At 36.7% G+C, this 21197-nt stretch carries 21 protein-coding genes; 5 read left to right on the top strand and 16 right to left on the bottom strand.

Annotated features, from left to right (window positions below; all coding sequences use genetic code 11):
- Window positions 1–41 precede the first annotated feature (41 nt).
- The gene (murB, locus tag H9635_RS16335) at window positions 42–953 is read right to left on the bottom strand and encodes a UDP-N-acetylmuramate dehydrogenase (RefSeq protein ID WP_191701373.1); all 912 of its coding nucleotides are present in this window, start codon (window positions 951–953) and stop codon (window positions 42–44) included.
- Between the two features lie 85 nt (window positions 954–1038).
- Window positions 1039–1344: a winged helix-turn-helix transcriptional regulator gene (locus H9635_RS16340; RefSeq protein WP_191701374.1), complete on the bottom strand. Its 306-nt coding sequence runs from the start codon at window positions 1342–1344 to the stop codon at window positions 1039–1041.
- Window positions 1345–1522: 178 nt separating this feature from the next.
- Between H9635_RS16340 and H9635_RS16345 the strand changes: the two genes are divergently transcribed.
- Entirely contained in the window at window positions 1523–2047 is a 525-nt protein-coding gene (locus H9635_RS16345) for a YceI family protein (RefSeq protein ID WP_191701375.1), read from the top strand.
- 50 nt (window positions 2048–2097) lie between these two features.
- Here H9635_RS16345 and H9635_RS16350 read toward each other — a convergent pair whose 3' ends face one another.
- Window positions 2098–2736, bottom strand: a complete 639-nt coding sequence (locus H9635_RS16350) for an FMN-dependent NADH-azoreductase (RefSeq protein WP_191701376.1) — start codon at window positions 2734–2736, stop codon at window positions 2098–2100.
- A 200-nt stretch (window positions 2737–2936) separates the two neighbouring features.
- Window positions 2937–3641 carry a DsbA family oxidoreductase gene (locus H9635_RS16355; RefSeq protein WP_191701377.1) on the bottom strand — a complete coding sequence of 235 codons (705 nt, stop codon included), beginning with the start codon at window positions 3639–3641 and terminating at the stop codon, window positions 2937–2939.
- Window positions 3642–3794: 153 nt separating this feature from the next.
- On the opposite strand from H9635_RS16355, the gene H9635_RS16360 reads away from it, so the two are divergent.
- Window positions 3795–5174 carry an FAD-dependent oxidoreductase gene (locus tag H9635_RS16360; RefSeq protein ID WP_191701378.1) on the top strand — a complete coding sequence of 460 codons (1380 nt, stop codon included), beginning with the start codon at window positions 3795–3797 and terminating at the stop codon, window positions 5172–5174.
- Between the two features lie 21 nt (window positions 5175–5195).
- Here the strand turns inward: H9635_RS16360 and H9635_RS16365 are convergent, their stop codons facing one another.
- The 3 genes from H9635_RS16365 to H9635_RS16375 all read right to left on the bottom strand — a co-directional run bounded on the left by H9635_RS16365 (window position 5196) and on the right by H9635_RS16375 (window position 8939).
- Window positions 5196–6122 (bottom strand): manganese-dependent inorganic pyrophosphatase, encoded by a 927-nt coding sequence (locus tag H9635_RS16365; RefSeq protein ID WP_191701379.1) that lies wholly within the window; start codon window positions 6120–6122, stop codon window positions 5196–5198.
- 375 nt (window positions 6123–6497) lie between these two features.
- Entirely contained in the window at window positions 6498–7337 is an 840-nt protein-coding gene (locus tag H9635_RS16370; protein ID WP_191701380.1) for a MurR/RpiR family transcriptional regulator, read from the bottom strand.
- Window positions 7338–7706: 369 nt separating this feature from the next.
- Window positions 7707–8939 (bottom strand): MFS transporter, encoded by a 1233-nt coding sequence (locus H9635_RS16375; RefSeq protein WP_191701381.1) that lies wholly within the window; start codon window positions 8937–8939, stop codon window positions 7707–7709.
- 211 nt (window positions 8940–9150) lie between these two features.
- Between H9635_RS16375 and thrC the strand changes: the two genes are divergently transcribed.
- The 3 genes from thrC to H9635_RS16390 all read left to right on the top strand — a co-directional run bounded on the left by thrC (window position 9151) and on the right by H9635_RS16390 (window position 11948).
- Window positions 9151–10209: a threonine synthase gene (thrC, locus tag H9635_RS16380; RefSeq protein ID WP_191701382.1), complete on the top strand. Its 1059-nt coding sequence runs from the start codon at window positions 9151–9153 to the stop codon at window positions 10207–10209.
- Window positions 10206–11117 (top strand): homoserine kinase, encoded by a 912-nt coding sequence (gene thrB, locus H9635_RS16385; protein ID WP_191701383.1) that lies wholly within the window; start codon window positions 10206–10208, stop codon window positions 11115–11117. Before thrC ends, thrB begins: the two co-directional genes overlap by 4 nt.
- 183 nt (window positions 11118–11300) lie before the next feature.
- A complete protein-coding gene (locus H9635_RS16390) occupies window positions 11301–11948 on the top strand; it encodes an NAD(P)-dependent oxidoreductase (RefSeq protein ID WP_191701384.1) in 648 nt (215 codons plus the stop codon).
- 55 nt (window positions 11949–12003) lie between these two features.
- Here H9635_RS16390 and zupT read toward each other — a convergent pair whose 3' ends face one another.
- The 9 genes from zupT to H9635_RS16435 all read right to left on the bottom strand — a co-directional run bounded on the left by zupT (window position 12004) and on the right by H9635_RS16435 (window position 21111).
- A complete protein-coding gene (gene zupT, locus H9635_RS16395; RefSeq protein WP_191701385.1) occupies window positions 12004–12825 on the bottom strand; it encodes a zinc transporter ZupT in 822 nt (273 codons plus the stop codon).
- A gap of 138 nt (window positions 12826–12963) precedes the next feature.
- Window positions 12964–13566, bottom strand: a complete 603-nt coding sequence (locus H9635_RS16400; RefSeq protein WP_191701386.1) for a phosphatase PAP2 family protein — start codon at window positions 13564–13566, stop codon at window positions 12964–12966.
- Window positions 13567–13684: 118 nt separating this feature from the next.
- A complete protein-coding gene (locus H9635_RS16405; protein WP_191701387.1) occupies window positions 13685–14017 on the bottom strand; it encodes an antibiotic biosynthesis monooxygenase family protein in 333 nt (110 codons plus the stop codon).
- A 63-nt stretch (window positions 14018–14080) separates the two neighbouring features.
- Window positions 14081–15118 (bottom strand): siderophore ABC transporter substrate-binding protein, encoded by a 1038-nt coding sequence (locus tag H9635_RS16410; RefSeq protein WP_191701388.1) that lies wholly within the window; start codon window positions 15116–15118, stop codon window positions 14081–14083.
- A gap of 178 nt (window positions 15119–15296) precedes the next feature.
- Window positions 15297–16064 carry an iron ABC transporter ATP-binding protein gene (locus tag H9635_RS16415; RefSeq protein ID WP_191701389.1) on the bottom strand — a complete coding sequence of 256 codons (768 nt, stop codon included), beginning with the start codon at window positions 16062–16064 and terminating at the stop codon, window positions 15297–15299.
- Window positions 16061–17017: an iron chelate uptake ABC transporter family permease subunit gene (locus tag H9635_RS16420; RefSeq protein ID WP_191701390.1), complete on the bottom strand. Its 957-nt coding sequence runs from the start codon at window positions 17015–17017 to the stop codon at window positions 16061–16063. Before H9635_RS16420 ends, H9635_RS16415 begins: the two co-directional genes overlap by 4 nt.
- Entirely contained in the window at window positions 17004–17960 is a 957-nt protein-coding gene (locus H9635_RS16425) for an ABC transporter permease (protein WP_191701391.1), read from the bottom strand. The genes H9635_RS16420 and H9635_RS16425 overlap by 14 nt, the downstream gene beginning before the upstream one ends.
- Window positions 17961–19097: 1137 nt before the next feature.
- Entirely contained in the window at window positions 19098–20207 is a 1110-nt protein-coding gene (gene menC / locus H9635_RS16430; RefSeq protein WP_191701392.1) for an o-succinylbenzoate synthase, read from the bottom strand.
- Window positions 20208–20277: 70 nt separating this feature from the next.
- Window positions 20278–21111 carry a GNAT family N-acetyltransferase gene (locus H9635_RS16435; protein WP_191701393.1) on the bottom strand — a complete coding sequence of 278 codons (834 nt, stop codon included), beginning with the start codon at window positions 21109–21111 and terminating at the stop codon, window positions 20278–20280.
- Window positions 21112–21197 lie beyond the last annotated feature (86 nt).

Below are 21197 nucleotides of genomic sequence, written 5' to 3' on the forward strand. Positions count from 1 at the left end.
GTGCCAAATGAGCACGAGTTGAGTCTTTTTATCTCCTAAGATTAATCTTCACCGACGATTTTTACTTCCATCTCTAAGTCGATATCAAACTTTTCCTTCACAGCACGCTGTACCATTTGAATTGTTTCAATATAATCTTTAGCTGTTGCATTGTTCTTATTTACGATAAATCCGGCATGCTTCGTAGAGACTTCGGCACCACCAACGCCTTTCCCCTGCAATTCGCTGTCTTGAATAAGTTTACCCGCAAAATAACCTGGGGGACGTTTAAATACACTGCCAGCAGAAGGGTATTCGAGCGGTTGCTTTGATTCGCGTTGGTATGTTAAATCAGCAATTTTATCATCGATTTGCTTTTGATCCCCCTGTTCTAATTGGAACGTAGCTGACAGAACGAAATAGCCCTTTTTAGCAATAATGCTTTTACGGTAAGAAAGTTCAAGCTGCTCGTTGTTCAGCTCTAGAAGTTCTCCTTCCGGTGTAATTATTTTACAAGATGTGACGATATCTTTAACCTCACCACCGTAAGCACCGGCATTCATTGCCATTGCTCCTCCGATTGAACCTGGAATACCGCATGCAAATTCAAAACCGGTTAAGCTTTGAGCTGCGACTTGTTTTGATACTTCTTTAATCAATGCACCACTTTGTGCATAAACCGTTTCACCTTCGATGCGAATTTCGTCTAGTAAAGCAAAATGCAGGACGATTCCACGGACACCGCCATCACGTACGACCATATTGGAGCCATTCCCCAGCATGAGTAGCGGTACATTATTCTCGTATGCATACTTAACGACAGCTGCTGCTTGCTCTTCTGTTTCAGGCAGCACGAGAATATCCGCCTTACCACCAAGTTTTGTCATCGTATATTTTTTTAACGTTTCATTTGTTTTTATATTATTTGAAGGTATCCATTGTAATAAATCATTTTCCCATTGTTGAATTGTCATAAAAGCCATTTTCCTTTCCTCAAAAGCTGACATACCTTTTTAGTATCTGTTTTTGACGCGCTTTTTACAAGTAAAACAACATGATTTATAACCAACTTTTCGCCCAATTTTCAATTTCTCTGACCGTCTGTTCAAGTGATTGGCCCTTTTCTGTTAAATTATATTCCACACGAATCGGTACTTCCGAAAATACTTTTCGTTCAACGATGCCCTCTTTTTCAAGTTCCTTTAAACGTTCCGACAATAATCGTCCACTTATCGGCAATGCGGATTCAATCGCGTTAAAACGTTGCGGACCCTCCAGTAGTTGATAAATAATCAAAGCAGTCCACCGTTTCCCTACAAGCTCCATAGCCTTGGACAAACGTGGACATAATGCTGATTCCTTCATTTCTTCACCTCAAATTTATTGCTTAAATTAAACTTTATTTAACTCCTTAATAATATATTACCACTTTTTATAGATTACGAAAAGTAAGTAGCTTACTTAGAACTTAATTCATGTTGTAAAAAAATATCTTCTATTTTATGATGGAATTAACACATTGTAATAAATTGGAGGTGAAACTATGACGACTTATTCGGTAGATTTTTTTCATTCATCAATTAACTTTTCCATTAAACACATGATGATCACAAAGGTACATGGTACATTCGATTCTTTTGCTGCCCACATAGAGGCGAGTAAAATAGAAGAGCTTAATGATTCATACATACGTTTTGAGATAGATGTAGCGAGTATTAATACACGGGACAGTTCAAGGGATCATCATTTAATTTCTGCAGATTTCTTTAATGCGGACCGTTACCCTAAGATCACATTTATAAGTAAAGAAATCACAAGCGACCAGCATCAAATCAAATTACACGGAGACTTAACTATTAAAGATGTTACACGACCTGTTACTTTCGAAGTCACATACAATGGTTGTGTTAAAAATCCATGGGGTATCGATACATACGGCTATACATGCCAAACCGAAATTAATAGAAGCGATTTCAATTTAACATACAATGATTCATTAGAATCGGGCGGACTTTTACTCTCTGAACAAGTAAAAATATCTGTGGAAATACAATTAAATAAAAACTGAAAAAGGGGCGCCCGTCAATTGATGAGCGCCCCTTTTCCAATATAAAATAATTATGCTGTTACTTTTACTAAGTTTTTAGCTGTAGCTTTTACTTTCTCTAAACCTTCAGCAATAATTTGTTCAGCACCAGCTGGATTAGAATTATGACCTTCGATAATTACTTCATCAATTTTCTCCATACCGTATACGCCACCAATAACTGCATTAATGTAAGTTGCAGCCATTTCAAGTGGAGCAGTTTCCGGTGTAGAGTAAACACCGCCACGTGCACTTAATACGATATATTTTTTGTCAGTCATTAAACTTACTAATTGACCTTGTTCATTGTATTTAAATGAATATCCTGCACCATAAGTGTAATCGATGAATGATTGTAATGCAGCTGGAATTGTTAAGTTCCATAATGGGAATGCAAATACAACTACATCTGCAGCTGTTAATGCTTCACGTGATTTATTGAATGCAGCTAGAGAACCTGCTTCGATTGCTGATAATTCTTCACCTGCTTGTGCTTTACCGAATGCATTGAAAAGTTCCTGACCGAAATACGGCATATTTTCTTCAAATACATCAAAAGTTGTTACGTTGACACCTTGTACATTAGCTACTTCAGCCATGAACGTTTCATACATTTTTGTTGATACACCATCTGGTCGGTTATTTGCTTTTACTACTAATACGTTTGTCATTTATCTATATCTCCCTACTAATTAGTATATTTATTTTCTGAATTTTTATCCTATTTTTAGATATCTCAAATTCGAGGTACTTTACTATAATAAAATAACTTCCAAAGAAAATCAACATAAATGCCCTCATACTTTCGACTGAAAATTCATGGCATCATTTATTTAAGGAGTCTTAGACTTGTTACTTACGGTAGGAATAATTAAATTTCGCAGGAACCATCAGTACATGCTGCACCATTATTGCCCTGCATTTTTAAATGTTTTCGTAAACCCAATTCTTGTGCTGCCTTTTCGATAGTTTGTTCAAATACTTCTTGTGGCTGAGCTCCTGAAATACCATACTTATTATCGATAACAAAGAATGGTACACCACGTACACCTAGATTTTGGGCAACAGCGATGTCTTGCTCTACCTCTTTCATATAGTCATCATTTTCAATAACTTGTTTAGCCTTTTCTACCGGTAAATTCACTTCTTTTACTAACGCTAGTAAGACATCAGTTTGACCAATTGCCTTTCCTTCCAAAAAGTACGCTTTCAAAACTCGCTCAGTGAAATCTTTCCCTTTGCCCTCTGTTTCAGCCCATTTTGCCAAACGATGGGCTTTTACGGTGTTGGCACTTTTCATTTCGTCAAAATTGTAATCTAATCCAACTTCTTTTGCCCGATCTTTAACATTAGCAGTCATTTTCTTTACTTCATCCAACGAGATTTGATATTTATGTTGCAGCTCTTCATAAACCGAGCTGTTCGTATCCACTGGTGTAGTAGGATCCAATAAATAGCTTTTATACTCAACTTCAATACTATCTCCATATCCCAGTTCTTCCAATGCGATTTCGAGTTGTTTTTTGCCGATATAGCAAAATGGACAAACATAATCAGACCAAACTTCTATTTTCATGTTAATCACTCTCCTTGTCTTGTATTGTAACGAGCTACTATTAAAAAGTACAACTATTCAGATCCTATGCATTCGTATAGAATTTTCGATATTCACGTTAGTTGAATAAAAAAATAAAAAATATCCTAAGCTAAAAATAAAAAAGGTGATATTTTGAAACAATCGCTATGGCTCCCAACGGATTCAGGTTTTTCCTCTCCGTCCATTCAACAACCTATTAAATGTGATATCTGTATTATTGGAGGTGGGATTAGCGGCGTGTATACCGCTTATTCACTTGCTAAGGAAGGATTTCAAGTTGTACTGATTGAAGCACTTCCACAATTTGCAAATGGAACTACTGCTTATTCTACAGGTAAGTTAACTGTGCAGCATAATCTCATTTATTCGAAATTGACTCCAGAAGATGGGAAAATCTATTATGAAGCAAACAAATTTGCAATTGAAAAAGGCATTTCTGAAAATAATAGTGGATTTACAAGGGCTACTTCCTATTTATACACTTCCACTTCCAAAGGAAAAGAACAGCTATTAAATGAAGCTGAGCTTTATAAGAAAATTGGCATTCCATTTGAAGCAACGAATGAAACTGAACTTAATCTACCTGTAGAGTTGGCCATCGGTATAAAGAATGAAGGACAAATTAATCCCGTACAATTTACAAATGCTTTTGTTCATTTAGCAAGAAAATACGGGGCACAACTTTATTTGAATACCCGTGTTACAAATATTGAACTACGTAATAACCAGATTCGTACGAGTAATGGCTATACGGTTCAGTATAATAAACTAATTTTATGTACGCATTACCCAATTGAATCCATTCGACAACTTTATTCGATTAAACTACAAATAAAACGTTCATATTTAACAGCTACAAAATCTTCGCAGCTGTTAGATGGGCAATATTTGAGCATTGATGATCAAAGTCGTACAATCCGAAGTGCACTTATCGATAACCAGCCTTACTTCATTTACGGTGGACAGTCCCATTTAGCAGGGTCCACTGGCGATACTGATCGTTTTTACGAAGCATTGCAGCATGAATTAACTACGGATTTTGAACTACCTCCATACGAATATGCATGGAGTGCGCAGGATATTATGACAGCTGATCAAGTCCCTTATATCGGACAACTTTCTCCAGACGATGATAGTCTATATGTGGCAACGGGCTTTAATAAGTGGGGATTATCTTCTTCACTTGTTGCAGGGAACCTTCTTACGGATCTTATAAAAAATGTTCCAAATGATGCAGCAAATCTGTTCTCTCCACATCGGTCAAGTTTTGGTAAGAACCTTTATTTCATGCTTCAGACAGGTGGGGTTATCGGCAAGGAGTTAGTTGGAGGATATTTAAAACGCCCTAAAGCACCGCGCTGTACCCATTTAGGTTGTAAAACAAGATGGAATGAAGCAGACCAGACGTACGATTGTCCATGTCACGGGTCACGGTATAATGCAGAAGGACAAGTAATAGAAGGTCCTGCCGTTTATCCTCTAGATATAAAAAAATCCGGTCACTCCAATTAAAATGGAGTACCGGATTTTTTATTATTTTAAGCCTTCAGTCAATACTGGAACAATTTGTTTCTTACGTGATACAACACCAGGTAAATTAATGCGGCCATTGACGATTGCTGTTCCAAATGCTTTTGCTGCATTTTCCGCAACTTGTCCGGCTGCTACCGCTGTTGAGTCGTTATTTAAAATATCCGTTACAACGAAGAAGAATAAATCTAAACCATTATCTGCTATATTTTTGTTTAATAAGTTTTCAAGCTCTTCCTGACGCCCAAGTACATCTTCAATATCGACAGCGTTTACTTGTGCAACAGTTGCTTTATATTCTCCGAATTCAAAGCCTTTTGCATCAAGTGATAATAGCTCTTCCAATGATTTATCAGAAAGGTCGGCGCCCGCTTTTAGCATCGCTAAACCATATTCTGCTGAATCAACATTCGCAATTGCTGCTAATTCAGTACCCGCTTTAACATCTTGCTCTGTGCATGTAGGCGATTTGAATAATAACGTATCTGAGATAATAGCAGAAAGCATTAAGCCTGCAATATTTGCCGGTACTTCTACATTATTTTCTTTAAATAATTTATTTAAGATTGTTGCTGTACATCCTACAGGTTCAGCCCGGAAGTATAACGGATCTGATGTTTGGAAATTGGCAATACGGTGATGGTCAATTACTTCTGTAATTTTTACTTCTTCTATACCATCAGCCGATTGTTGAAATTCGTTATGATCGACCAAAATCACTTGGCTTGCTTCCTCTTTAACATTTCCGATAAGGCGGGGTGCTTCAAATCCGAACTTTTCCAATGCAAATTTAGTTTCGTTATTTAATTCTCCAAGACGGACCGCCTCTGCATCGACACCTAACTGTTGCTTTAAGTATGCATAAACAATTGCCGAAGTAATTGTATCTGTATCAGGGTTTTTATGTCCAAAAACTAATGTTTTACTCATAATTGAGCCTCCTATATAAAATACTGTTCGCCCTTCATTTTAACATAACGGTATGAAAGTGAAAAACAACATTTCTCATTGACTAAGGATGCCGAAAAACTTAAAGGCTAGAAGTGTTTGTTTAAAAATTTCATTAACACTGAACCGTTGATTTCCATTCCGGGACCGATGCTTTTCCCGGGCACGCTCCAGCTAACTTATTCATCGCTTTAATAAAATGAGATATGTTTTCTACGATGACTAGTAATCAAAATCAATGAGTATGAACAACTTGTTCTTGCTAAGCATTTAGTTAAAATTTATAAAAAAAGACAAAAGGTCTCGAGAGTTCGTCTCTCGAGACCTTTTGTCGACAATCTTTGTCTTTTCGTTTTCTCAGCTAATTGCGGTTAAATTAATTTGCTTTTTCGAACTATTACTTTCCTTACAATATTTCTCTGGATTTTGCATTACCATCGTTTCCACTAAAATATGTAATAAAGAATATATAGCAATTGTGCATGTGGCCCCGCCTTCTTTTGCAGAAGGAACAATCAGCACTGGATTTGCAGGCTCCTTGTGAGAAGTCAGCTTTTTATCCCGAATCGCAACAATTTTTACATTTTTTCTCTTAGCAATCTCTACTGTTGTTGCCAAATCTTCATACTCATCATCCAATGAAATAACAAATAGTAAAGAGTTCTCATCCATAAATGCTAATTGTTGAGCAATTTTTTCCGTTTCATGTTCAATAAAATATACTTGATCGCGCAGCATCTTTAGATTACTGAACATCCAAAAAGCAGCAGGTTCCGAGTGTCTAAATCCTAAAAAGTGTATTCTTTTTGATTGATGCAGCAATTGAATAACTTCTTCGACATCGCGCTCTTTTAATTCATTAAAAGTTTTGGAAATACCGGCAATATCCTGCTTAACAATATCAGCGCCAATTTGCTGTCTAATTCTATTCTTCGCAATTGCTTTTTTCGCTTCTACTGTTTCCCCTCTTTCCATTAAGTAACCTTTCACTTTGTCTTGAAGGTCACTAAAACCCGAGAGGTCCATTGCATAACAAAATCGAATAACCGTTGATTCACTAACATCTGCAAGTCTACCTACTTCAGAAGCAATTTGTGTGGCAACTACATTGGGGTTATCAATGACAAACTGGGCTACCTTACGTTGTCCTTTTGACAATCGAATATACCTTTTTTTAATATCATTACATATACTCAAACTCCACATCTCCCTTTCTTAAAATCATCTTATATACCTATTAATTAGTTGACATGGTTATGGCAACTAAAATAGTGATTAATAACTATTACGATGTAAATTCCGCGCAGTAATTTCTAATAATAAAAAATACATTATCATGAATATTAATAGAATACAATGAGTTTTCTGAAAAAACTTTATTATGCTAAAGAACTGTATGTTTTATGTATAAAATAGACATATTATTGTAAATTTATTGTATTTTAGTAAAAATACTTACTATAAACTAACTATTCAAATTAAATTAGTTGGGTATAATTGAATGTATAAATTATGTTTAAAAGGACCTGTGCAAATTCAATCTGCACAGGTCCTTTGTTTTTACATTTATTGTAATTCTGTTTGTTTTGTTTCTTTTCCTAAGAAAATTACAGCTAACACCCCTATGACAATAGCACCACAGAAAATAGTAAATATATAGCTAATATCATAACCTTTTGTTAAAAGTGTACCGACTAATAACGGACCAAATATTCCTCCAATACGTCCTACCGCCGCTGCCATTCCCGCCCCTGTACCACGTACAATTGCTGGATATTGCTCTGGTGTGTAAGCATATAATGCTCCCCATGCCCCTAAGTTAAAGAATGAAAGTAACATTCCGGATACCAATAAAGTCGTGATGGTTTCCGCGCCTCCAAAAACAAATGCACTTGCTGCAGTACCTAATAAATATGTAACCAAAACAAATTTCCGCCCGAATTTTTCAATAAACCATGCAGCAGTGAAATAACCCGGTAATTGAGCTAACGTCATTATAAGTACATATTTAAAGCTCGATATTAAATCGAACCCTTTTCCAACCATTACACTCGGCAACCATAAGAACATACCATAATAGGAAAACACAACTGTAAACCAAAGTATCCATAGCATAACGGTAGAACGAGCATACTTTTTTGCCCAAACTTCAGCAATGTTCTGAAATACAGATCGCTTTTTAGACTCCTCTTTTACCCTAAACTGCGGTGAATCAGGTAATTTCATTCGTATATAGATCGCATAAAATGCTGGTATTGCAGTAATGAGTAACGCAACACGCCATCCTTCAATTGGCCAAAAATCTGCAGGAATTACAAAATAAGATATGATTGCTGCCAATAACCAACCTGCTGCCCAAAAGCTCTCCAATAGAACAACGACTCTTCCTCTTTCTTCTGCTTTCACACTTTCAGATACTAATGTAGAAGCAACCGGTAATTCTCCACCGAGCCCCATCCCAACGAAGAAACGCAATATTAGAAAGAGTGTCAAGGTAGTTGTAAATGCAGACAGTCCACTTGCTACAGAAAACAATATAAGTGTCCACATAAAAATTTGCTTGCGGCCCACTTTATCTGCGAGTAGTCCAAAAACTAACGCACCTACCATCATACCGATGGAGTTTACACTACCAATCCACCCCATTTGGCTACTATTTAAACCCCAATCCACTGCAAGTGCTGCAATGATAAAGGAGAGAATGCCGACATCCATAGCGTCAAACATCCAACCGACACCAGCAATGCCTAATAATTTATTACGTGATAAAGGCTTTTGTTCATTTACTTCCACTGACATTTACTATTCCACCCTCCATGTGTCTTTACACTTGACTTAACAACATTCCTATCATACATTTCTTTCTTAAAAGTGACAACATTTTTTTTACTTAACGAATTGTTCCGACAATTTATCGATTCCTATTGAAATAAGAGGCACATAGGTTTAAAATGTCTTGTATACAAAAACAAATGTTCATCTACCGAGAACAGAAGGAGTTAAATTGTCTATGTGGAAAGGTCTTATTGAAGAATATAAACAGTATCTACCTATTACTGAAAATACACCTGCTCTCTCTTTAAATGAAGGAAATACTCCCTTAATTCCTTTAGTGAATTTATCGAAGGAACTAGGGATTGAATTATATGGAAAAATAGAAGGTGCCAATCCAACTGGCTCTTTTAAAGATCGTGGCATGGTATTTGCCGTTGCAAAAGCTATTGAAGAAGGTTCAAAAGTAGTTATTTGTGCCTCTACAGGTAATACTTCAGCTGCGGCTGCAGCCTATGCAGCACGTGCAGGCATCCAATCAATCGTTGTAATTCCAAAAGGTAAAGTAGCACTTGGAAAATTAGCACAAGCTACGATGTATGGCGCTAAAATTATCGAGATTGATGGTAACTTTGATGATGCATTAAACATTGTGCGTAAAATTGGAGAAACTACTCCAATCGCGTTAGTAAATTCCGTTAACCCTTACCGTATTGAAGGGCAAAAAACAGCAGCATTTGAAATAGTTGATCAATTAGGTCAAGCACCGGATTATCTATGCATCCCAGTTGGGAATGCCGGTAATATTACAGCATACTGGAAAGGCTTTAAAGAATATAATGAAGCAAAACAAAGCGGTCTGCCAAAAATGTATGGCTTTGAAGCAGAAGGTGCGGCTGCCATCGTAAAAGGAGAGCCAATTACAAATCCTGAAACAGTTGCTACTGCGATTCGAATTGGTAACCCTGCAAGCTGGATATATGCAGAAGCAGCACGTGATGAATCAGGTGGTTTAATCGAGGCCGTTACAGATGAGGAAATTTTGGCAGCCTATAAGTTAATTGCCCAAAAAGAAGGAATTTTCATTGAACCAGGCTCTGCTGCATCATTAGCAGGTGTCATCAAATCCGTTAAAGCTGGTAAGATTATTCCGGGAAGCAAAGTAGTATCAGTATTTACAGGTAATGGTTTAAAAGATCCTGATACAGCAATGAATGTTTCAACTGTTGACTTAGTTGCACTTAAAAATGATGAGCAGGAAATCCGCAGCTATATCGAGGGCGTATTTAGTTTATGAGCAACAGTTGGCAAATCAAAGTCCCAGGCAGTACAGCAAATTTAGGACCTGGATTTGACTCGATTGGTCTTGGACTATCACTTTATTTAACTATGGAAGTAACTTTACAAAATGAGTGGGAATTTGTTCATATTGGAGACAATGTACCTTCAGATACAACAGTTGAAACACATTTAATTTATAAAACTGCCCAGCAAGTGGCTAAACAGTACAATGCTTCATTGCGACCATGTAAAGTGGAAATGAAGAGCGAGCTTCCTCTAGCAAGAGGACTTGGCAGTAGTGCCGCAGCTATAGTTGCGGGCATCGAATTAGCGAATATTTTAGGAGAGTTAAATTTAACGACTCAGGACAAGTTGAATATTTCTTCCCAAATTGAAGGTCACCCTGATAATGCGTCGGCTTCCGTCTTAGGAGGACTTACGATTTCCTCCATGGATGAACAAGGGGTTGTCGATACGCTTCATATTCAGGAAATGGATGCAGCATTTGTAGTGTTTATTCCAAATGTTGAGTTAAAAACATCTGATTCACGAGGTGTTTTACCAAGCCAATTAGAGCGGGGCTATGCTGTCCGAGCAAGTGCAAATGCGAATATGTTAGCAGCTTCTTTAATCGCAAAAGATTATGTACGTATCGGTCGTTACATGGAAGCAGATTTATTTCATGAGCCGTTTCGCGCGGAGCTTATACCAAATTACACCGAAATACATGAAGCAGCAAAATTGGCTGGAGCCTATGGGACTGCTTTAAGTGGAGCGGGACCAACATTAATTTCCATTATCCCACTATCGATAAAGGAACAATTTATTGAGGCTATGCAAAAACAATTCCCTACACATCAAGTTGTTTTAACAACGGGAGCTTCCGCAGGGATACAAGTCACTACTTACTCAAATAGTAAATGATATACAAAGGGTTGCAAATTTTAATTAAAATTTGCAACCCTTTTTACTATAGAATTCCCATTCGACTATGTTCGATGACGATACTGCCACAAAACATTCAATCTCATTTTCTCTCAAAATATGCATAATTTCCTTTAATTATGGGTATATTAATAAATCTACTGTTAGAAAGGGGTAATGTTTATGAAAATTGCAGTTATTGGTGCTGCTGGTAAAGCAGGGACTCATATTTTACGTGAGGCTTTAATGAGAAATTATGATGTAACAGCTATTGTGAAAAATAAGGCAACATTACAAGACAATAAAAATTCAATTATTGAAAGCGACTTGTTCAATTTAACGAAAGAACAAATTGAACCTTTTGATATCTTAATCAATGCCTTTGCCCCACTACCAGGGGAAGAACATTTGCATGTAACTGCAGGTGAATATTTAATCTCCTTATTGGAAGGGACATCAAAAAAACTGTTCGTTGTTGGTAGCTCAGGCTGTCTATATGTGAACCGCGAAAAGACTGTGCGCCTTATGGATTTGGAAGATTATCCAGAAGACCTTGTTGACATGGCAAGAGCACAATTGCAAAATTTGCAGGATTTAGAAAGCTCTTCAATTCAATGGACGTTTGCTATTCCTTCAGCTATGTTCGATTCTGACGGACCTCGTACAGGTCACTATATTAAAGGTGCCGAGAAAATTTTAGTAAACTCGCAATTTAACAGTTATATTAGCTATGCTGATTTTGCCGTAGCGTTACTTGATGAAATAGAAAAAAATGAATACCCGAATACAACTTTTACTGTTGCATCTGAAAATGTAACAGCTGCTTCCTAAAAACGAATATAAAAGCCAGCATCTACATAGGATGCTGGCTTTTATACTGTCATAATTAAGTTAACATTACTAGACTTATCGCCATAACGGCCATACCTGCAACTAAACCATAAATAGACGAATGGGCTTCATCGTATTTCTTGGCAGCCGGAAGTAGTTCGTCAATCGAGATGAATACCATAATACCAGCGACACCCGCAAAAATAATACCAAACAACGTATCTGTCATAAACTGCATGAGTACAAAATAAGCGATTAATGCACCTAAAGGTTCGGATAAACCCGAAGCGAACGACCATTTAAAAGCCTTCATACGCTTCCCTGTTGCATAGAAAATAGGAATTGCTACAGCAATACCTTCTGGGATATTATGAATAGCTACAGCGATGGCAATGGCAATCCCTACATTTGGATCTTGTAGAACGGCCATGAAAGTAGCAATACCTTCCGGGAAGTTATGAATTGCAATCGCCAATGCTGTAAAGAGCCCCATTTTCATTAGACGATCAGCTTCTATTTCTTCATTGCCTATTATTTGTGCCTTTTGTACATCTTCAACAGATTTTACTTCGTGAGGATTGTTGCCCTTTGGAATAAAGCGATCAATTAATGCTATTAATAGCATCCCCCCGAAAAATCCAAACAAAGTATACCAATAACCAGTCGTTTCCCCATGAACGTTTACTAATGAATCTTTTGCCTTCACAAAAATTTCAATTAGCGAAACATAAATCATGACACCTGCTGAAAATCCTAATGCCACTGATAGGAATTTTTTATTTGTACGCGTTGTAAAAAAAGCAATTAAGCTACCTATTCCTGTAGCAAGCCCTGCAAACAACGTTAATCCTAATGCTAATAATACATTCTCATCCATAACATTCTCCTTTGGATTTTATTCATTTATCAAATTATATGCGAGAAGTTTCCTTTATGCAACTTTTTTTGTTAAGGTAACATCTTATGTCACAAACCAACTTTCTGTTATAAAAAAGAATCCCTAATATTTAGGAATTCACTTTTTTCTCCAATGTTTAGGCGACTCATACCATAATACACAAATAATAAACCAACTATAGCCTATACTCCACCCGGCTAAGACGTCTGTAGGATAATGCCGGCCTTCTGCTATACGTGCTAAACCGATAAAGAAAGCTAGTACAATAGCTATACCCCAAATAGTCATCTCCTTTTTTCTACTGCTAGTCATATTGGAAAATAGGAAAGCTAAAGTAAACAAATACAACAAACCCATTTGAGAGTGCCCTGATGGAAAGCTATATGTAATTAGTTGATCGGCAATATCAGGTCGAGGCCTTTCAAAGTAATGTTTTAAGAGTTGATTAATACCGTTCCCCACTCCAATTGTTAACAAAACAAATAGCACTCCGCGGTAACTTTTTTTCCGAATCCATAAAAAGAGCAAAAGTAGGATAGTAATCATTACAATAAAACGCGTTTCACCTAAATAATGAAATAAAATAATAACCTCATTACCACGTAATAAGGATTGGATTTTCGCATCCAATACTTCCAAGCTTGCGCTATTATAATTCAGCGAAATTATGGCGAAAATAGCCAGAGTGATGAGTGCGAAAAAATATGCGCCTTTTTTCATTAGCATCCCCCTCTTTCTTATACTTCTATTCTTTTACCCAAAATTATATGTACTACGTAAAAAAATAAAAATCTACTTTGCTATTATTTTCAGCAAAGTAGATTTTCGTAAGTCTTCATTATTCTACAACAGTGTAATTTCCATGCTCCATCGAAATGACGAATTCTGGTTTCGGCGGTTTACCACCATGTTCTTTTATTTTCGCTTTATGGCCAGCGATATGTTCAGGGCTCTTTTCCCAAGCCTTCCATGCTTCCTCTGATTCCCAACGGATAATCATAACCACTTCTTCTTCACCGCGGCGGACATTTTTCACCAATAGTTCGCGACCAATAAATCCTTCACGTTGTTCTAATTTCGATGGACCTTGATCCGGCTTCCTACTAAAACGTTCGATAATTTTTTCAGAGTTACCCTCGGTTACAACCCATTTACGTATTTGTACAAACATAATCTATCGCTCCTTTTTTTAAAAAAAGCATGCCTCAAAATGAGACATGCCCTATTTATAATATTATTTTAATTCGTTTAAAATTTCATCTAATTTTTCTGCTTCAGTTGTTACACCGTTAGAAGAGAAGTACCAGTTTACACCATCAAGATAAACGATTTTACCTTCTTTGTAAGCACGAGTCTTTTTGATGATATCATTTTCGATGTCAGCTTTAATAGTATCTACATCAGAAGCTGTACGGTCAATGATTAATAATACTTCTGGATCTACAGAAAGGATTGATTCATAAGAGAAGTCTGAACCGTGTGAAGATGCTTTAATATCTGTAGTTGAAGGTTTAAAGCCAAAGTCATTGTATACATATGCAAAACGAGAATCTTCACCGTTATCGAAACCAGAGATTTTTTTGTCGTTGTACATTGCTACTAATGCATTTTCATAGCCAGCCGCCTTTTCTTTCACTTCATCAACTTTAGCTTGTAAGCTTGATTTTAACTCTTCAGCTTTTTCTTCTTTACCGAAGATTTTTGCTGCCAAGTCTACAGTTTCAAATACACCGTCAACGTAGTTCGAGTTATCAGAACCGATGAATACTACGTTTGGAGTGATTTCTTTTAACTCTTCATAGAATGGAGCTTGACGACCAGAAATGAAAATTGCATCTGGGTTAGCAGCTGCTACTTTCTCAAAGTCGATTTGCTTTAAAGTACCAACGTCTGCTACTGAATCTGTTACGTATTTCTCTTTAAGATGCGCCGGGATATTCCCTTTACCTCCGTTTGCAGCGATACCAACAATTCCTTCAACGCCTAATGCATCAAGTGTATCTAAGAAACCGTAGTCAAGTACTACGATGTTTTTTGGCATTTCTTCAAATGTTACATCTTCAAAGGAAACTGATTTCCCATCCTCTGTTTCACTTCCTGCTGATAATGGAGAAACTGACATTGGGAATGCTGCTGTTTCTGTTGATGCAGATGTTTCACTGTTTTCAGTTGCAGCAGGTTCATTTGTTTCAGTTGCCTTTTCTTCATCTGAACCACATGCTGCTAGCATTAATGTTAATGCTGCTGCCGTTAAAAATTTCCACTTTTTCATGTTAAAATTTCCTCCTACTTTTCTCTCAACCGAGAGTGATAATCGTTTTCAATTAACTAGTGTAAGTCTAAATCAACTGTTTAAAGTTGTCAATTGTTTTTATGAAATTAATATTCATTCTCATTTAAATTTATAAAATAAATGTATAAGCGAGAATAACCTATACATTTACTTATCTTTAGCTTTGGGAATTAAAGTATACACAGATTCTACAACCATCTTGTTCTTGAACCGGAATATGCATGTCATATACTTCCCGAAGTGCTTCTGAATTAATAATGTCATGAGTTGGACCATCTTTTACAAGGCGTCCATCTTTTAAAGCGACAATACGGTCTGAATACACCGAAGCAAAGTTAATATCATGCAACACAATGACAACTGTTTTGCCTAATTCATCTACAAGCTTGCGTAAAATTTTCATGATTTGAACCGAGTGCTTCATATCCAGGTTGTTTAATGGTTCATCCAATAAAATATACTCAGTATCTTGTGCTATTACCATCGAGATAAAAGCACGTTGCTTTTGACCACCGGATAATTCATCTAAAAATTTATGTTCCATATCGCCCAATGTCATGTATTCAATTGCACGATCAATATGTGCTTCGTCCTCTGCTGTTAAACGCCCTTTTGAATAAGGATAACGACCAAATGCCACGAGTTCACGTACAGTTAATCGTACATTTAGATGATTTGATTGACGTAAAATAGCCACACGTTTAGCAAAATCATTAGATTTCATTTTTTTAACATCACTTTGATCTAAAAATACTTCCCCTGTATCTGAATCAAGCAATCGGCTTACCATGGATAATAATGTTGACTTACCGGCACCGTTTGGTCCAATAAATGAAGTGATTGCTTTTGGCTGGATAGTTAATGATACGTTTTCAACAACTGGTTTCTTTCCAAAGCTTTTAGAAAGCCCTTTAATTTCAATCATCCTGCTTTCCTACTTTCCTTCAGTATTAGATAGATAAAGTACAATCCACCGATGAAGTTTATAATAACACTTATCGTGGTACTTAATTGGAACACATGCAGTACTAAAAACTGCCCACCGACAAGTGCAATAATACTAATTAGGCTCGCACCCACAATTAAAACAGAGTGCTTATACGTAGCAAAAAATTGATACGCTAAGTTTGAAACGATTAATCCTAAAAACGTAATTGGACCTACAAGCGCAGTAGATGTTGCAATAAGAACGGAAGATAAAATTAGTACCTTCAATACAATTTTATCGTAGTTTACACCTAAGTTTATTGCATTTTCACGTCCTAATGACATTACATCTAAATCCCTTAATAAACGATAACCGTATATAAACGAAGCCACTAATATAACGATAGCAATAAGTAAAAGCTCAGTTTTAACATTCATAAAGCTCGCAAATAAACGAGATTGTAAGCTTTCATATTCTACCGGGTCAATAATTACTTGTAAAAATGTTACTAAGCTACCGAGCAGTGTCCCTATAATCATCCCTGCTAGCAGCAGTAGGAAGATTGGATGCTTATCGGCCCTGAATAGAAATCTGTATAAAATAAGTGCGAAGATAACCATCGCAACAATTGATAATCCAAAATTCAAATAACGGCTTACTACAAAAATAGAGGCGGACCCCGCAAAGAAGAATATGACCGTCTGGACGACTTCATACATCGAGTCAACACCCATCATTGAAGGAGTTAATAATCGATTATGTGTAACTGTCTGGAATGTTACCGTCGCATACGCAATGGCAGTACCGGTAATAATCATTGCCAATACACGTTCTACACGTTTTGGAAAGGCGTAACTAAATCCACCTTGAATATTATATAGACAAAATAACAGTATACTAATAATCGCGATTACGGCTAAAACAATAAGCTTCGTTCTATTTTTTCGCATATGCTTTCCCCCTAAACAACATTACTAAGAAGATTGCACTGCCGATTACCGCAACCGTTGTGTTTACCGGAATTTCAAACGGATACACAATAAGACGACTCAGGATATCACACATCAATAGGAATGCTGCCCCTAGGAAAATTGTATGCGGAATCGTTTTACGTAAATTGTCTCCCATATATAATGAAACTATGTTTGGCACGATTAACCCTAAGAAAGGAATAATCCCTACTGTTAATACGACTGTAGTTGAAATAATCGCGACAAGCACTAAACCGAGATTTAATACAGTACGATAGCTCAACCCTAGATTTTTCGCAAAATCTTCACCCATTCCTGCCACTGTAAACTTATTTGCATATAAGTAAGCAAGAATAATCGCAGGTACAGCTACATAAAGCAACTCATAACGTCCTGAAACAACTAGTGTAAAACTACCTAAAAAGAATGTATCCACACTTTGCATTACATCTGCTTCATAGGCAATAAATGTGGATATAGCACCTATGATATTCCCGTACATAATCCCGATTAGAGGCACGAAAATTACATCTTTAAATTTAATACTTTCCAGAAGACGCATGAAAATCATCATACCAATAAGTGCAAAGGTGAAACTAAAGAGAATTTTCTCCATATAACCTACACTTGTGAAAAATACCATTGATACTACAATACCTAGTTTAGCCGCATCCAACGTACCCGATGTTGTCGGTGATACGAATTTATTACGGCTTAAGCTTTGCATAATTAAGCCTGAAATACCCATCCCTGCCCCAGCAAGTATAATCGCCATTAATCGTGGCACTCGACTCATCAGGAAAATTTGTGTTTTATCTGAATCCCAATCCAATAAATCAGATGGTTTAATGTCGATTGCCCCAATAAATAATGATATAAAGGACAGAACGATGGTTGCTGCAACGAGCATCCAAAGTCTCATTTCATTTTCCCACTATTCTTTATATATTTTATTTTAATTCCAATAGCCAAACGCTGTTGAATTTTTGAGTGAACTAATAACTCTGATGGAATACACTAACACGTATTCACTAATTCTCAATGAAAATGAGAATCATTTCTTTCACTACATCATTATATAATTGCTAATAATGAAAATCAAACACACGATTTAAAAATAAAGCATCTTTGAACAGCGAATATATTGAAATTAGTATTTTAAGAGCAATTAGCCGTTTTATTTACAAAGTACAGTATATATAGGAAATTAGACGAAATAATAAAAAACCACAAATATAAATTCATAGTTTCAGACTGTAAACAAATTCTTAAAAAATGTTTGTTTAAAAATCACCTTAACACTGAACCGTTGATTTCCATTCCGGGACCGATGCTTTCCCCGGGCACGGCTCTAGCTAACTAAATTGTGCCTACAACGGCAGGCACAATTTAGTGGATCTTCCGCGCGGTGCTCCTGCGATTACTCGTCGCAAAATAAATTTTGCTGTTCCCGGTGGAGTCACGGTCCCTCCACTCCAATCAACTTATTAATCGCTTTAAATAAATTGAGTTAGGATTTCTCTAATGAATAGTAATCAAACAATGAACGTGAACAAATTGTTCCGGCTAACCATCTAGTTGAAATTTATAATAAAAAGACAAAAAGTCTCGAGAGTTCATCTCTCCTGGCCTTTTGTCGACAATCTCAAAGAGGGGAAAGAATTAGTTCCAGTTCACGCAAAAAGAGAAATTGCATTGTGCAATTTCTCTTTTGCGCTTTATAAGGGAAATATTCGGAGAGGTAACACTTCTTTCGTTTAAAATTTGGTGGTAGGATACTTAAATTTTTACAGAGAATGTCCTTTTTTCATGCCTGAAATTATGCAGAGATTTACTTGATATAGATGATAAATTAGTTGTTCGGAGTGAAGGCGGCGACTCCCAGGGGAACAGCACGAGGGAGAGACTACAGGCTCGAGCCGTGCCCCTAGGAAAGCGTCCGCCGTAACGGAGAACAAAGGCTACGCAGTTGACACAATAAGTAAGCCATTCAAATTTACTAATCGTAAAGTTTGCAGGACTTTTGATTTTGGCCGGGTTTTGTCCCAGCCACTTGTATCTAAATCCGATAGGTTGTTTTATTGACACTGTACTTTTCCAATATTGCACGATTTACTTCATAGCCGATTCCATTTTTTTGAGGAACTTTAATGTAGCCATTTTCTACTGTTACTTCCGGGCTAATAATATCTTCATACCAATAACGGCTTGAGGCAGCAGTATCTCCAGGCATTATAAAGTTAGCAAGACTTGTAAGAGCAACATTTTGTGCCCGGCCTATTCCTGCTTCAAGCATCCCTCCACACCAAACAGGTATATGGTGCTCCATACAGTAATCATGAATGCGCTTTGCTTCACTAATACCGCCTACTCGTGCAATTTTAATATTGATAACACCACAGCTCCCCAGCAAAATCGCCTTACGTGTATCCTCAAGAGAGGTAATGCTTTCATCTAAACAAATCGGTGTCTTAATTTCCTTTTGTAATAAGGCATGGTCGATTAAATCATCATGGGAAAGTGGCTGTTCAATCATCATTAAATTGAACTCATCCAGCTTTTTTAAATTCCCCATATCTTCTAATGTATATGCGGAATTTGCATCTGCCATTAAAGGGATATTAGGAAATACTTGGCGAATCGTATGTAAAAGTTCGATATCTTTTCCAGGCTTAATCTTTACTTTAATTCTTTTATAACCTTCATCTAAATAATGTTGAATCGTTTTTATAAGCTGTTCATCTGTAGACTGTAATCCAATACTAATCCCCACTTCGATTTTATCCTGGGATCCTCCGATGACATTCGCTAACGGTTGATTCATTAATTGGGCGTAAATATCCCATACTGCACCTTCAATTGCTGCTTTCGCCATATTGTTGCGACGAATGGGCCGAAACATCTCAAATACATCATCTGGATGCTTCAATTCAGCTCCCAATAATGTTGGAATTAAAAAATCCTCCAATATATGACGCATAGTTTTAAAAGTTTCTTCGGTATAGGATGGTTCTTCAAAAGCAACACCTTCTCCCCAACCGACAACTCCACTTTCATCCTTCGCCTCCACTACTAAAAATCGTTTATCTTGCATTGACCCAAAGCTCGTTGTAAATGGTGTTTTCATCTTCATTACGAGTTCATGCATTGTGACTTCGACTAATTTCATGTTCATTGCTCCTATTAATTGTTAAATTAAAAAACTTTCAGCGGGCAATGATGCACCCGCTGAAAAGGAATTAAAGAGCAAATAAGGAACGCTTCACAAGTAGATAATGGCTTATTTGCTCATCTTTTTTCATTAAATAAATAATTTTATAATTTTGGTCAAACATTGCTTGTAGAATATTTCTTGTTTTATACCGCCAATCTTCTGCTAAAGCGACACTCTCGACTTTGATTTTTTGAAAGTTTGTTGGAATAGGCAATGTATATGCATCGTGGATAAGTGTTTCCTCTTTACTAAACTTTTGTTCCTTATCCAATGTAGGCAACCCTACAATATTTGCTTCCCAATCTACGATAGGTTTTGCTTCATCAAGCAATTCTTCTACTTTTGCATCCCAACGTAAGTAATCATTATCAACGAGCTGCCACTCTACACAAAGGCGATCTGTAGGCAATAATTTATTAAATGGATCTTCCATCTCACCATAGCAGTTCTCTATATAAGTATCGCTATAACTGCGCAACTTCGAAAAGTTTAAATAACCACTACGCGCTTCAAGCGGATCAAACGTCCATCGACAAGTGCGATAGCCGCGTTCGATAGCGATATCTTTCAAATAATTTTTTAGTAATTCTCCTACACCTTGCTCACGGTAATTACGTTTAATACCGATCATATGGGAATATAAATACACTTGCTCATCCATATATCCAGGACAACTATAGTTAAAGCCAATAATCTCGTCATTTAAATAAGCTCCAAGAACAATTCCACCATTACGGATTGTTGCAATGGTTTGATGAACAGGGATGCTACCGACTGCCCAAATCTCATGCTCTAACTCACGTGCCTCTTCAATTTGTTCAATTGTCGTCAATTCCTTAATTGTTACTGATTCTAACATAATGTTTGCCTCCCCTATAGTTACTTTTTCATCGTGCCATTAAAACTGTTATTACAATTATTTGCATCTCTCAGCCGTTTACACTG

The sequence above is a fragment of the Solibacillus faecavium genome (genome assembly GCF_014836905.1).
In the GTDB taxonomy this organism is placed as follows: Bacteria; Bacillota; Bacilli; order Bacillales_A; family Planococcaceae; genus Solibacillus; species Solibacillus faecavium.